This window comes from Pradoshia sp. TA40_28 (assembly GCF_059694525.1).
In genome coordinates this window covers 161603-175711 of sequence record NZ_JCATZO010000004.1, presented here as the reverse complement: position 1 = coordinate 175711, position 14109 = coordinate 161603, and the positions used below count along the sequence as shown (strand labels likewise).

General features: G+C 37.8%; 16 protein-coding genes, 1 other RNA gene and 1 riboswitch. Of the genes, 11 read left to right on the top strand and 6 right to left on the bottom strand.

Translation table 11 applies throughout. From position 1 onward, the window contains the following. The first annotated feature begins 36 nt into the window (after positions 1-36). From AC58NB_RS06835 to rnpB, 4 genes are all read left to right on the top strand, one after another. Complete coding sequence (locus AC58NB_RS06835) at positions 37-411, top strand: CotD family spore coat protein (RefSeq protein WP_497426084.1); 375 nt, start codon at positions 37-39, stop codon at positions 409-411. A gap of 78 nt (positions 412-489) precedes the next feature. Then, positions 490-1044, top strand: coding sequence for an SLOG family protein (locus tag AC58NB_RS06830; protein ID WP_497426083.1), 555 nt, complete (start codon positions 490-492; stop codon positions 1042-1044). A 71-nt stretch (positions 1045-1115) separates the two neighbouring features. Continuing rightward, complete coding sequence (gpsB, locus tag AC58NB_RS06825) at positions 1116-1424, top strand: cell division regulator GpsB (RefSeq protein WP_497426082.1); 309 nt, start codon at positions 1116-1118, stop codon at positions 1422-1424. A gap of 64 nt (positions 1425-1488) precedes the next feature. Continuing rightward, positions 1489-1871: RNase P RNA component class B (gene rnpB / locus AC58NB_RS06820), an RNA gene on the top strand. Between the two features lie 134 nt (positions 1872-2005). Here rnpB and AC58NB_RS06815 read toward each other — a convergent pair. Next, positions 2006-3256 (bottom strand): MDR family MFS transporter, encoded by a 1251-nt coding sequence (locus AC58NB_RS06815; protein ID WP_497426081.1) that lies wholly within the window; start codon positions 3254-3256, stop codon positions 2006-2008. Positions 3257-3360: 104 nt separating this feature from the next. On the opposite strand from AC58NB_RS06815, the gene AC58NB_RS06810 reads away from it, so the two are divergent. From AC58NB_RS06810 to AC58NB_RS06795, 4 genes are all read left to right on the top strand, one after another. Beyond that, on the top strand, positions 3361-5007 hold the full coding sequence (locus AC58NB_RS06810) for an ABC transporter substrate-binding protein (protein WP_497426080.1): 1647 nt from the start codon (positions 3361-3363) through the stop codon (positions 5005-5007). Next, positions 4983-5132: a hypothetical protein gene (locus AC58NB_RS06805; RefSeq protein WP_497426079.1), complete on the top strand. Its 150-nt coding sequence runs from the start codon at positions 4983-4985 to the stop codon at positions 5130-5132. Before AC58NB_RS06810 ends, AC58NB_RS06805 begins: the two co-directional genes overlap by 25 nt. Then, the gene (locus AC58NB_RS06800) at positions 5129-6295 is read left to right on the top strand and encodes a THUMP domain-containing class I SAM-dependent RNA methyltransferase (protein WP_497426078.1); all 1167 of its coding nucleotides are present in this window, start codon (positions 5129-5131) and stop codon (positions 6293-6295) included. Before AC58NB_RS06805 ends, AC58NB_RS06800 begins: the two co-directional genes overlap by 4 nt. Positions 6296-6499: 204 nt before the next feature. Continuing rightward, on the top strand, positions 6500-8008 hold the full coding sequence (locus AC58NB_RS06795; protein ID WP_497426077.1) for a carboxypeptidase M32: 1509 nt from the start codon (positions 6500-6502) through the stop codon (positions 8006-8008). A gap of 42 nt (positions 8009-8050) precedes the next feature. Here the strand turns inward: AC58NB_RS06795 and AC58NB_RS06790 are convergent, their stop codons facing one another. After that, the gene (locus AC58NB_RS06790) at positions 8051-9706 is read right to left on the bottom strand and encodes a b(o/a)3-type cytochrome-c oxidase subunit 1 (protein ID WP_497426076.1); all 1656 of its coding nucleotides are present in this window, start codon (positions 9704-9706) and stop codon (positions 8051-8053) included. Then, positions 9706-10182, bottom strand: a complete 477-nt coding sequence (locus AC58NB_RS06785; protein ID WP_497426075.1) for a cytochrome c oxidase subunit II — start codon at positions 10180-10182, stop codon at positions 9706-9708. The genes AC58NB_RS06790 and AC58NB_RS06785 overlap by 1 nt, the downstream gene beginning before the upstream one ends. A gap of 489 nt (positions 10183-10671) precedes the next feature. Further along, positions 10672-10788, top strand: a riboswitch (purine riboswitch). Positions 10789-10922: 134 nt separating this feature from the next. Here AC58NB_RS06785 and AC58NB_RS06780 point away from each other — a divergent pair. Next, positions 10923-11519, top strand: a complete 597-nt coding sequence (locus AC58NB_RS06780; RefSeq protein WP_497426074.1) for a xanthine phosphoribosyltransferase — start codon at positions 10923-10925, stop codon at positions 11517-11519. A 353-nt stretch (positions 11520-11872) separates the two neighbouring features. Here the strand turns inward: AC58NB_RS06780 and AC58NB_RS06775 are convergent, their stop codons facing one another. The 3 genes from AC58NB_RS06775 to AC58NB_RS06765 all read right to left on the bottom strand — a co-directional run bounded on the left by AC58NB_RS06775 (position 11873) and on the right by AC58NB_RS06765 (position 13122). Beyond that, the gene (locus AC58NB_RS06775; RefSeq protein WP_497426073.1) at positions 11873-12298 is read right to left on the bottom strand and encodes a spore coat protein; all 426 of its coding nucleotides are present in this window, start codon (positions 12296-12298) and stop codon (positions 11873-11875) included. 34 nt (positions 12299-12332) lie between these two features. Further along, positions 12333-12764, bottom strand: coding sequence for a spore coat protein (locus AC58NB_RS06770; RefSeq protein ID WP_497426072.1), 432 nt, complete (start codon positions 12762-12764; stop codon positions 12333-12335). Between the two features lie 130 nt (positions 12765-12894). Further along, entirely contained in the window at positions 12895-13122 is a 228-nt protein-coding gene (locus tag AC58NB_RS06765; RefSeq protein ID WP_497426071.1) for a spore coat protein, read from the bottom strand. Positions 13123-13560: 438 nt separating this feature from the next. Here AC58NB_RS06765 and AC58NB_RS06760 point away from each other — a divergent pair, with 438 nt between their 5' ends. Together AC58NB_RS06760 and AC58NB_RS06755 are read left to right on the top strand one after the other, a co-directional pair. Next, positions 13561-13692 carry a hypothetical protein gene (locus tag AC58NB_RS06760; RefSeq protein ID WP_497426070.1) on the top strand — a complete coding sequence of 44 codons (132 nt, stop codon included), beginning with the start codon at positions 13561-13563 and terminating at the stop codon, positions 13690-13692. Between the two features lie 210 nt (positions 13693-13902). Further along, the gene (locus AC58NB_RS06755; protein ID WP_497426069.1) at positions 13903-14025 is read left to right on the top strand and encodes a hypothetical protein; all 123 of its coding nucleotides are present in this window, start codon (positions 13903-13905) and stop codon (positions 14023-14025) included. The last annotated feature ends 84 nt before the right edge of the window (positions 14026-14109 follow it).

The following is a 14109-nucleotide window of genomic DNA, read 5'->3' as shown; positions in this document are numbered from 1 at the left end:
ATGTAATTAGTATAGAAAATGGAAGGAGAGACGCGTATGTTCGGTCGTCGTCATCATCATCAACATCAACAACAATGTGGGCCTATCCAAATCCCAGGTTGTCATAAAGTACAGTGTTGCCCGCCGGTTTGCCATGAGCCTATCCAATTCATCAAGGAAAATTGCTATACACATGTAGTTCCTCATGTGCACCCAGTTCAAACTCTTGAAGTGAATAACCATGTATATCAACATCAGCATCATTTCCCACATTCTTTCCAATCTGCAAATAATGTTCAGAATCAGTCTCAGCAGTTTGGTGCTCCAACACCACCACGCCCTGGTTGCCCAGGAAGCGGAAGTGGGTTTGGAAGTGGCAGTGGATATGGAAGCGGAAGTGGATTTGGAAGTGGCAGTGGTTTTTGCTGTTAAAAGTAAGAGGCGTAAAGCCTCTTCTTTCTATTATTTCATGTATAATAAGAAGAGATCGTATATGGATGTGAAGTCATAATGGGAAAAGTGGTATTTGTGACAGGATATAAAGCACATGAGCTTGGTATTTTTGATCAAAATCACGAAGGGATCAAGTACATAAAAAAAGCATTGCATGGTCGTTTGTTGACGCTTCTTGATGAAGGAATGGAATGGGTGCTTATTACAGGCCAGCCTGGAGTAGAACTTTGGACTGCCCAGGTCCTATTCGACTTACAGGAAGAGTATCCTGAACTTAAACTTGGGGTATTATTACCTTACTTAAATCAAGAAGAAAAATGGAAGGATTCTGTAAAAGAGCTTTATGAAGAGGTTCTTCTGCAGGCTGATTATGTTGAGGCTATTTCTAAGAAGCCTTATGAAGGGCCGTGGCAATTAAAGTTAAAGAACCAATTTATTGTAAGTAAGAGCGATGAAATGCTGATCCTGTATGATGATGAAAAGGATGGAAGCCCTAAATACAGTTGGTTTGAAGGTAAAAAGAAACAGGGTAAACAAGACTATCCAATTCATCAAATAACATTTTGGGACCTGCAAAGTTTAATTGATGAGGCACAATGGGAAGAATATTAAGAGGAAATTGACAAACAGCACTTTTTTTGAAAAAATATTAAGTATTAGTCGTATGAATTTGAGGTGAAAAAATGCTCTCAGATAAAACAAAGTTGACCGCAAAGGATATCTTAGAGAAAGAATTTAAAACAGGTGTCAGAGGATACAAACAAGAAGAAGTTGATCAATTCCTGGATTTAGTTATTAAAGATTATGAAGTTTTTCATCAGGAAATCGAATCGCTTCAGCAAGAGAATATCAAGCTGAAAAAGCAATTGGAAGAACAGCCGAAACGGGCGGTACAACCAGTTCAACAAACTACAGGTACCACTAATTTTGATATTCTAAAACGTCTTTCCAATCTGGAAAAACATGTGTTTGGAAGTAAACTTTACGAATAAAGCCTTCCAAAAAATGTAGTTGTATTATTTTTTGAATCAGGGTATAATGAATTTTGCATTGATAACGTCTGGGTAATCGCTGCAATGTAAATTGTAGAGGAAAGTCCATGCTCGCACAGGCTGAGATGCTTGTAGTGTTCGTGCCTAGACCAATAAGCTAGGGCAGCCTATTTTTAGGCTGACGGCCGGGAAAGTGCCTAAGTTCTTTTAGAATATGGCACCGGTACCTATAAAAGTGCCACAGTGACGGAGCCTTTTTGGAAACAAAAAGGGTGGAACGAGGTAAACCCCGCGAGCGAGAAACCCAAATTTGGTAGGGGCGCCTTTCCTAAGGAAATGAACGAGGGGAAAGGGCAGACTTATAAGTCTGAAGATAGATGATTACCACCGGAGTACGAGACATTCCAGTCGATTGCAGTACGAAGGAACAGAACATGGCTTACAGGACGTTATCTTGGAAATGTATAATAAAACCCTGAATAAACTTCTTCCATTAAGGAAGGATAAAAGGCTGTCGACTCTGTCGGCAGCCTTATTTATTTCTCTTTTTATGTTAGATAAGGACGGAATAAAGCTTATATCTATCGTTGTATACTGGCCTGTATGCTCTTCTTGTAGTTTTCTTTATAAAAAATACTGAAGTAAGCCAAGGCAGTTCCTCCAGCTATAATAAGTCCGACATAAACGGACATCATCATGGGTGCCGCAAAAGCTCCTATAATAATTGATGATCTTGCGATTAATTCGGCACCATTATAGGATACATTACTAAATGCCGAATAGGACCCTCTTTTATCCTCAGGTATCATATTTGCTTGTTCAGTATTGAAGATAGGTGAATACATTAATTCTCCAATCGTAGCAATAAATCCAAATGATAAAAGCATATACCAGCTGTTCGCTGAAGTAAGGAATATATAGCCAATTCCATAGATAATCAATCCCATGACTAATATATTTTTATTTGAAAAACGGTCGGTGATCTTTGAAACAGTAAACGTTAGGAGGACTACTAATAACATGTTCTCTATATTCATTAAACTCAACATTTGGACACCCTCAATTTGGTATCCGAATACATGTACGCTTTCAAAGGACTCTGAAAGCCGAACCCCTATATAACTATTTAAGGATAACTCAGCTGAAAGGATAAACATAAACCCTAGCACTAATTTTACATAGCGAGTATCCTGAAGGGCAATTTTATAATTATGAAGTAAATCGATGAAGAAATTTTCGTGTGTTTGCGTTAATTGGCGGACCTTACCGTCAATCAGCCATATCTTATAAGCAACAGCAATCATGGTGGATGTGCACGTTAAGATGATGAATAATTCGAGTTGATGATGGCTGTATAAAAGTCCGCCCATAGCCGCACCAATCGCCATAGATAAATTAACCAGCCAATAATCTAGTGTATATACAGACTTTCTAGTTTCTTTTGTTGTGGAATCCATAATGATGGCGCTCATACTCGGCCTACCAATACTACCGGAAATCATATAACCAACGTAGCTAATGGCGAATAGCCAAACCCAGTCTTCTTGTGGGAGTAATGTAAGGGTCATGATGAAAAACATAGAGGCGCTTGTAGTCGAGGTGATTAATAAGATTTTTTTCCTTTTAAACCGATCAGAGAGGTAACCGCCAAGCAGATTAGCAGCGAATGTAATGAGTACGGTAAAAATTAAAAAAACACCGGCCCAGATTTTGTTCAGTTCATGAGCAAAATATAAAGCCATAAAAGGCATCACAGAACTGGATGCCATTCGGTTGAAAAAAGATGTTCCCAAGCGAACTTTTATATTTTGTGGCAAATTCTTTACTATCATATTGTTTCACCCCTTAGTATCGTTTATATTAAACTAGACTGATGATTCTGAAAATGGACAATTAAAAATTAAATGTCTACTTTATTGGTGAAACGGGGTATACAATGGAAGCTAAATTACTGACCTTATGGAAATATCTACAATCTGAATCTATGAAACAAGCGGAGATCGCTGATTTACTTGACCTCAGTCCAAAACAAACATCCAGGTATTTGCAAAAATGGAGTGAGGAAGGCTGGTTCCGTTTACAACCTGGGAAAGGGCGAGGGCATTCAACTAAAATTGAGTGGTGTAAAAACGTGGAAGAAATTTATGAGAAAGAAATGCAATCTATCCTTAATCATGAATCGGTTGAGAAGAGTGCAAAATGGTTAACCTGCAGTTGGTCAACTGAATGTAAGCTTCGTCTCATGAAGCTTTTTCAAACAAAGCTCGGGTTTAATGATGAGGGCAGGGATAAATTAATCATTCCGCGTAAGCATCCTTTTTTGTCCTTTCATCCGCTTGAAGCTCTTGATACTCATAGTGCCAACTTAGTTTCCAACATATATAATCGTCTTATATACCTTACAGAAGAGAATGAAATACTGCCTGAACTTGCACATAGCTGGGAACAATCCAATCGCCTTTTAAGACTTTATATAAGAAAGGGGGTCAAATTCCATGATGGCTCCTACCTTGCCGCAGAAGATGTGGTGGAATCATTGCAATCCTTGTGTAACCATCCCAATCACAAGGATATTTGGTCACCTGTCCAAAGAATTTATTCTCCTGGACCGTATTTGGTTGATATAGAGCTCAATCAGGACTGTAGCTATATAGTTCATCTCCTAAGCACGATACACTCAAGCATCTATAAAGAAATCAATGGGAGATTAATCGGAACGGGCAGCTTTTATCTTGAAAAGGATAATGAAACACAAACGGTTCTGCGTGCTTTTGAAGACTATTATAAAGAAAGGGCACTGTTGGATGTTATAGAATTTTTACAGATGCCAAGCGGATTTGAGACGATCTACCGTTCCTCATTAAAAGAAGATATTGAAACATTTAAGGTAGAGAGCGATTCAGGGTTTGGGCTTGTGATTATGAATGCTTATCGTAATTCAGCCATTAAAAGGAAGGATGTTAGAGATTATATTCATTACGTAATCAGTCTAAATAGGCATGAAATCCATCATCTTGATTCAAAAATAACATCGAACGAAAGTAGTATTTTACGCCCTCCATCTGACCCTTACATAGTAAATGAAGTCCCCATACCTAAAATATCCAATCCGCTTGTTCTTCAGGCTACGCGGTATACCGAGAAGCTTGCTAGTTGGCTAAAGGGAATATTGGAGGAGGCAGGGATACCTGTTGTTTTAAAAGAGCTTACATTTAAAGAAAGTTTACAAAATGGGTATACAGATCATGATTCAGATTTGTTTATTCATGGAGAAGTATTTGAGATGAACCAAAGCTTGTCTTTTTTTCATTTTCTTTTGATGAACTCTTCACCTCTTGCCCGGGTAATAGAAGAGACATGCGATAAAGCTGGGTTTTTAAGCCAGTATGCCCAAACCCCTTTTGAACAGTGGGGTGAGCTTAATAAACAAATGGAACTTACCTTACTAAATTCCGCCTTGATCATTCCGCTATATTATTCAAAACGAAGTGTGTTGTTCTCAGATGATATTATGAATATTACTATCAGGAATTTTGGCTATGCAGATTTTTCAAAGCTATGGATGAAACCATCTGCCAGCTGATTCGTTTATATGTGGCTGTAATGCTTATTTGGTTTGCATTCATCATGTATGAGTTGTATGATAATAGACGCGAACGACTTAAATTTAATGGAAAAGTAATACGATTAGATAGGGTGAAACAATGAAGATTACATTAATAGCTACAGCAGCAATGGGTCTTGAAGCAATTGTCGCTCAAGAAGTACGTGACCTTGGATATGAGTGTACCGTAGAGAATGGACGAGTACTGTTTCAGGGAGACGAGCTTGCCATTGCCAGAGCCAATATGTGGCTTAGAACAGCAGACCGGGTGAAGATCCTGGTAGGTGAATTTAAAGCCTATACTTTTGATGAATTGTTTGAAGGTACAAAAAAACTCCCTTGGGAGAATTATTTGGATGTCACGGCTGAATTTCCTGTATCAGGTAAATCGGTTAAATCTAAATTATTCAGTGTTCCAGATTGCCAGGCGATTGCGAAGAAGGCCATAGTGGACAGACTGAAAAAAGCGTATAAAAAAGAGGGATGGTTAGATGAAAATGGACCATTGTATCGTGTAGAAGTATCCCTTTTAAAAGATAAAGCTACATTAACGATTGATACAACCGGCCCACAGGCCCTTCATAAACGAGGATACAGAACAGGACAGGGTGAAGCTCCATTAAAAGAAACCCTGGCAGCTGCATTAGTGAAGCTGACGAATTGGACACCGGACCGTCCATTTGTTGATCCATTCTGTGGCTCGGGTACGATTGCGATCGAAGCGGCGTTAATTGGCCAAAATATTGCGCCTGGATTTAATCGTGATTTTATTTCAGAAGACTGGCCTTTTATTGACTCGTCTATTTGGGATAAAGTCAGAGAAGAGGCGGAAGAACAGGCAAATTATGATCAGGAATTAGACATATCAGGGTATGATATTGATCATAAAATGATTGAAATTGCAAAAGAAAATGCCATGGAAGCAGGACTTGGGGAGTTAATTAACTTTAAACAAATGCAAGTACGTGATTTCACAACGAATAAGGAATATGGCGTAATTGTAGGAAATCCTCCATATGGTGAACGACTCAGCGACCGTCCTTCTGTTGAGAAAATGTATAAAGAGATGGGTGAAGCCCTCCGTCCATTTGATACTTGGTCTGTTTATATGCTGACTTCTGATGAAAACTTTGAGAAGTTTTACGGCAAGCCAGCTACTAAAAAACGAAAGCTGTTTAATGGTTTCATACGTACCGATTATTATCAGTACTGGGGAAAGAGACCTCCAAGAAAAACGAACAGTAATTCTGAAGTAAATGAGCAATAAAATGAAAAACGCTAACCCTTAGGTTGGCGTTTTTTCTTTTGGCCAGCCTTTGTTAATGTAAATTTCAAGGCATACAGGACTATAGTAAGTAGTGATCATTTAGTTTTTTAAGCTAAGCTAATAGGAAAGTTTATAAAACTATCTACCTAGTATACTGAATATGGTAAAATATTCAGTATACTTTTAAAGTGGAGGAGGCTCTATATGACAAACAAATTAGAAACTGAGTTTTTAGATTATATACATACGATGGATGCATTCAGAGAGGCATCAGCATTGATTGGATGGGATCTGAGGACAGGTGCACCAAAGAAAACGATTGACAAGCGAAGTCAAGTATTGGCTATTTTGTCAAAAGAACATTTCGAGATGGCAACCGGGGAAACAATGGAACGATACATAAAAGAGTTAGCCAATCCTGAGTTGGCGGAGCAGTTGGATTCAAAAACAATTGCCATTGTACAGGAATGTAAACAAGAGTATGAGAAGATGAGTAAAATCCCGGCAAATGAATATAAAGAATATGTTGAACTGCAGTCTAAAGCTGAAAGTATTTGGGAAACTGCAAAGGAGACATCTAATTTTGCTTTATTTATGCCTTATTTGGACCAATTAATTGATATGAATAAGAAATTTGTATCTTATTGGGGTAAATCAGATCAGCCCTATAATGCATTACTCGATTTATATGAACCAGGTATGACAGTGGAGATATTGGATGATGTATTCGCTAAGCTAAGAGAAGAAATAGTTCCGCTCGTGAAAAAGATTGGTCAATCGAATGAGAAACTAGAAACGAATTTTATTTATAAATCATTTAGTGAAGAAGCGCAGAAAAAATTCTGTTTGGAATTGATTCAGGAACTTGGATACGATCTGGAAGCAGGGCGCTTGGATCAAACAGTTCATCCATTTGCAACAGCCTTGAACGCAAATGATGTGAGAATTACAACGAAATATGTTGAGGATGATTTCCGTGTGGCTGTATTTGGCACGATACATGAATGTGGGCATGCGGTATATGAACAGAACATTAATAAAGAATTAGAAGGCACACCTTTATGCACCGGCACATCAATGGGGATTCACGAATCCCAGTCCTTGTTCTTTGAAAACTTTATAAGCCGGAACCTTAGCTTTTGGAAACGGAATTTTGATCAATTGAAAATCGCTTCACCTGAACAATTTGATGAGATTGACCTTGATACATTCTACAAGGCTATTAATGAATCAAAGCCTTCCTTAATTCGGATTGAGGCCGACGAACTCACATATCCATTGCATATTATGATTCGCTACGAATTAGAAAAGGGATTATTTAACGGAGATTTAAAAGTGGCTGATTTGCCTAAGCATTGGAATGATAAATATGAAGAATACTTGGGAATCCGACCTGAAAATGATGGAGAAGGAGTACTGCAAGATGTTCATTGGGCCGGTGGGATGTTTGGCTATTTTCCTTCTTATGCCCTCGGGTATATGTATGCCGCTCAATTAAAAGCTGCAATGCTGAAAGATATTCCTAATTTTGATGAAACCATTGAAAATGGGGAATTTACCAAAATCACTGGTTGGTTAACCGAGCGTGTGCATCAGTACGGAAAACTGAAATTACCTTTAGAGATTATCGAGGATGCAACGGGTGAGGGCTTAAATCCGGATTATTTAATCTCCTATTTAAAAGAAAAGTATACAGCGCTGTATGATTTATAAAAAAGAAGCTGAATCAGGTAATCTTGATTCAGCTTTTTGCGTTTACCAAAGTTTAAATCCTTTTGAGCCAGGAGGAGCATTTTGAATCATGTCGACAAATGGAAGGGTGTAAGCAAGAATAATTAAAACGGCTGTAATGCCAATCCATAGCTTCCAGTTTTCAAGGATAAGTGGTGTCTTCTCAGCTTTTTCGGATACTTCACCAATTGGAAATTCTTCATCGCCTTTGGGAGCAAAGAAAGCCAGATTAACGAAGATAATCAAAATTAAGATGATACCAATGAAGAGGATGGAGCCTCCCACGGCCTGTGCGATTTGATAGGGAATCCATTCAGCTGCCTGAGCGGAACCGCCATATGAGGAGTAGGAGGATCTTCTTGGTGCTCCGAGCAGCCCTGCAAAATGCATAGCGCCGGACATAAAGGTCATACCGACTGCCCACGTCATTGCCTGGATAATGGCTAATTTATTCATTTTCTTAGTAAGCTTACGACCGGTTAAATGGGGGACCAACCAATACATGGCACCAAAGTAAGTTAAGACAACAGAGGTAGCCAGTGTTAAATGGAAATGTCCTGTGACCCAAGTTGTATTATGTATGACCTGGTTCAATTGGTTGGAGGCGTTGACGATTCCTCCTGCTCCTGCAGGGATAAAAGCAACCATTCCGATAAAAGGAACAGTAAAGCGTGCATCTCCCCAGGGAAGGGCTTTAAACCAACCAAAGATTCCTTTGTAACCTTTCACACGTCCTGCACTTTCAAAAGTGGCAAACAGGGAGAAGGCTGTCATTAAGGATGGAATGATCACCAGGAATGTTAAGATGACCTGTAAAAATTTCCACGCCGGATCAATACCAGGTTCCGTTAATTGATGGTGAAATCCGACTGGTACAGAAAACAGTAAGAATAAGATAAAGGATAATCTAGCTAAGGAATCCGAGAATATTTTTCCTCCAATTACCTTTGGAATAACCACATACCAAACCATATAAGCCGGTAATAACCAGAAATAAACGAGCGGATGTCCAAAATACCAGAATAATGTACGGCTAACCAGGACGTTGATGGAATCAACCCAGCCAAGTGACCATGGAATAATCTGTACCAAAATGGTAGCGGCCACACCTAGAGTAGCAGTAAACCATAATACATTATTTATGATGACCATAAAGGATAGTAAGGGACCTACTTTGCCCTTGTTTTGTTTTCTCCAGCTAATATAAGCAGCCACCATTGCGCCGCCATCCAGCCAGCTGCCGACTACGACAAATACCAAACCAAAATAAAAGATTGGATGAGCCTGCAATGGAGCATAAAATGTATAAAGAACAGACGCTTCATTAAGCAGAATCATCGTGGCGGACATAGCTGTACCAACGGTCATCATCCAGAAACCAATCCACCCAACGGTTCTGGCACGTTTAGAAAGTGTTCCACTTGTTTTACTAATTGCTGCAAATTGGAAGCCCATGATAAAAAAAGTAGTTAGAATAAGTCCAAGTAAAACTCCATGAACAGTCAGTACTTGATAATAAGTGATTCCGAAAGGTAATGTATATTTACCTGAGCGCACGAGAACCTGCAATAAACCAGCGAAGCCGCCTAGCGCGAGTGCGATGAATGCCACATAGAAATGGGCCATTGCGAGCTTGCCATCCGCTCTGTTTACTTTAAGATCAGTTTGATTCGTATTCATTAGTCAACCACCTTGATTTTAGACGTCATCATGGCATGGCCAGCACCACAATATTCATTACATAAAATTAAATATTCACCTGTTTTACCAAAATTTTTCGTGTATTCATTCACATAACCGGGTTCAATCATCATATTGACATTCGTTCCTGCCACTTCAAAGCCATGAACGACATCAGTGGAGGTAGCCATGAATTTAACGGTAGCTCCCTTAGGAATTTGAACTTCACCAGGATCAAATTTAAATGCAGAAACGACGAAAACTAATTCATAGTCCCATTCTTTTCCTTCGACTTTATGTAACCCCGGTTTATCGAAAGGTTTTGTTTCTGATACTTTTTCTGGATCAATCGTAACCAGGCAGCTTGCCGGCTGGTTCCCATCATAAAATGCGCTGACACCTAAAACGGTTAAAAATACGAAAAGTGCTGTTACCCCTAAAATAAGCCATATCTTTTCAAATTTATGGATATGCATGATCGATGATCTCTCCCTTCTGCTACAGACGATTTAAAAATAAAAAGTAAACGCTAGCCCATACAATTAAAATGAATCCCCCGAGTAGTAAGACAGAAATAAGAGTCCCTAAGAGATTGGTTTCTTCCTTTTTCTTTATCTTGACGGGTACGTTTAATTTAGTTTTTGGCACTTTTTTCTCCCCTCTCCAAAATACTGGTATTGCTGCTTCTGAGAATATTTTACTAGATAAATTTGGAAGTAGTTGGTTATAAATTCGTTTTCACAAATCGTTCACTAATAAGGTTATTACTGTATAAATAGTGTAAAATTGATATGAAAGGTGTTTGAGAGGGATTTGCTTCAAATAAAGTGTGGCTGAAATGTGAAATTCAAATTTCACAGATGAGTTTTGTCTTTTGTTTGGACACATTTACAAACTATTTTAGATGATTCATTTTAGTAAAAAAGCACTTTTCCAAACAAGGAGTTTGCTGATATAATTCAACATATATTAATTAGATAAGCACTCATATAATAGCAGGGATATGGCCTGCGAGTTTCTACCAGATTACCAGTGTGGCTGACCACCGAAATAATCTGACTATGAGTGGGAAACAAGCATTTTTATTTTAATGCGTTGTTCATATTTGTCCGTATATCAAGGACCTATGAATTGTTGTACCCACTTTAAAGTAGGGAACAATTCATAGGTCCTTTTTATTTGTCCTTTTACGAGTATTAGAATGGAGGAGTTAGGTTTGAAATTATTAAAAGAAAAGATTATGGAGGAGGGGCAGGTCCTCTCAAACGAAGTCCTAAAGGTGGATACCTTTTTAAATCATCAGCTGGATCCTGAGTTAATGGTCGCTATTGGGAAAGAATTTGCGGGCAGGTTCCGTGATGCCGGAATTACTAAAATCGTCACGATCGAATCATCCGGTATTGCACCATCCATCATGGCAGGACTTGAGCTAAAGGTGCCTGTTATTTTCGCCCGTAAGAAAAAATCGTTGACGCTACAGGATAACTTATATACATCAACCGTCTATTCATTTACAAAAAGAGGAGTAAATACGATTAGTATCGGACAGAAGTTCTTAAATGAAGAGGATGTTGTGTTAATCATCGATGACTTTCTGGCTAAAGGACAAGCTGCTTTTGGGTTGCTTGATATCGTCAGCCAAGCGAACGCTAAAATTGCAGGAATTGGGATTGTCATTGAAAAAGCATTCCAGGATGGTGGAAAACGATTAAGGGAAAAAGGCTATCGCGTGGAATCACTAGCTCGCATCCAATCTCTTGAGCAAAATAAAGTCACATTTTTGGAAGAGGAAACAGCTCATGCAAATAAATAAGTGGAAAACAGCTTCACTTGGTATCCAGTACGTGTTAGCAAGGTATGCCGGAGCCGTTGTAAGGTAAATAAATGTATAAACCCATAATTTATGTTCTTGAAGAAACTTAAGAAGAGAAACAAGGAAATGGATTATTTTAAAAGAAAGAGGAGACTAGATATGTAGATTTTACAAGCACCTTAGTAAGTTGAAGTGATCGGCTAACTTGGTGAAATTACACCTTGTTTGAAGTTGTTTTCCCAAAAGTATAGTTCAAAATAACGATTAATAAAGTAAAAGACATGAGCTAATTGTCACATGTCTTTTTACTTTACTTTACAGGTTATTTACTTTTAGCTGCTTAATCATCATCTTTATCCAATATCAAGTCTAGCAACAATAGCCACAAGAATTTGGATCAATACTTGAATATTTAAAGCTATTTGAGTATCTGTACTTTCGACCCTTACACATCTTGAACCAGTGATAATTGTTTTTTGTGTATTTCTTTGTTTAGATTTGAAAAATTGTTTTAAATCTTGAACTACTCCTTTTCCAGCTTCATTATCTCCAACTGATATACTAATAACAATCGCGATTGCTACTTGAATAGCTGCTTGTAAAGATAATGCTACTTGAGTATCTGTTGTATGCACTTCTACATCCTCTGAATCTTTGACGACGATCCATTCATAGGATTGCTGTGTGATTGATGTGATTTGATCAGCTTCTTGCATGACTTCCGCATCGTCATTTTTACATTTGAAATTGTCTAATGCTCTCCAATTCTTTTCACTCATTTTTCTTCTCACCTCTTATTTTATTTTTTGAAATTTAAGCGATATCTAATCTGGCTACAATAGCTAGAAGGGCTTCCAGCATTACTTGAAGGTTTGCAGAGATATCTGTGTCAGTAGTTGTAACACTAACGTCCTTCGAATTTTCGATATGAATTTTTTGTACAGTCTTTTGCTCTGAATTAAAGTGCTGAAGAAGGTCTTGAACAACACCATCGCTGTCATCAGAATCTGCAATTGAGATTTCAAGTACCAATGCGATTGCGAGCTGTAAAGCTAATTGCAGGGAAACTGCGGCTTGAGTTTCTGTAGTTTGAACATATACGTTACCTGAATCCTTGATAACGATTACTTCATCTGATTCTTGAATTTCAGAAGTAAACTGATCAGCGTCCTGGGCTATCTCTGCAGTGTGCAGCTTCTCCTCATCCCTTTCAACTTCATGTTTGTCACCAAAATAATTTGACATTTTTCTACCACTCCTTTGTGATTTAGTCTTTATAAAATATGAGGCTATTCCTTGTTTTGATTGGACAAAAGTCTCAAATGTGTTTGTCCAGCGAAAAAAAAACGCCTGCTAATCAGGCGTTTTAAAATGATCATTTTTCAGTGCTTTTGTTATCCTCGGTTGACGACGGATTTACAAATGTTTCTACTTGGTTAGTCAAATCACTAACTAGCTCTTTTATCATTTGCTTTTGTTCATCGGATAACTTTTCTTTAGCCTTCTCAACGTTAATTCCATTTTTCCGAAAAAGATCACTTACCAGTAAATTAATAAGCTGCTGAGGGATCAACTGTGGGGATTGATTCTGGTCTTCACTCACAAATTTCACTCCTTTAATTGAATTATAATCAGGATTATGATATGTAAGTCACCAACATTATTCTTGTACGCTTTACATACAAAATAAAAAAGAATCTTAAAAGTAAAGAGGCACGCTTGGAATGCATTTTCGGCCATCGTTTTATTCAACCCTCCTGGTTTGTGCTTTCTATAAAAATTCAAATTGGAAAAAGGGTATATGTATAAAATAATCATTTTAAAGACTGGCTATTTTTGTATGATCATATATACAAATGTAAGAAAAAGAGAAAGATAACTATATGGATATAATGTTTTCTTATCAATAATTGCATTCTCAAAAACTAATCCATTTTCTTATTCCATTTTAGATTGCGATAAAATGAGACAATACACTTTAAAATAGGAACCTGCAAACACTTCTTACATATACTGTATGTAAAAAAGGCGGATACAACATATGAAAAAGTACTATTGCGTGCAGTGTCATTCTTTACATGATACGCTGAAAGTCTGCCATGTTTGTGGACAGGATCGATTGATAGAAATTTTTATTACGATTCAGCATAATGAGAAGAAGAGTGACAATTAACCGAATATAGAGAGTGAACAATCTGCCTTGCTTAGTTAGGCAGATTGTTTGTTTTTAGGGAATGAGGAGGAGATTATACATAGGACGGTATGTAAAGGTAATATTTTTCTGGAATCGGATTTTGATTGAAAATGATTATCAATGGTGTTAGACTGGAACTATAATGAGAGACGTTATCAATTAACTACATGACAGGGAAGGTGAATGTAGATGGTTTGGTTATTTGTCGGTACAACGGTAACAGCCTTTAGCGGAGTCATGGTTTATGTACTAAATAATGTAGCAAATCCAGAAATTTTAGAAGCTCATACACAATCGAATCAAAATATTTAAGCTTGGACTTGAAGTCCAGGCTATTTTTTTGCCTGGATATAAAATATTGGGCATCTATCCCAATTTTCGATAAAATAATATAGA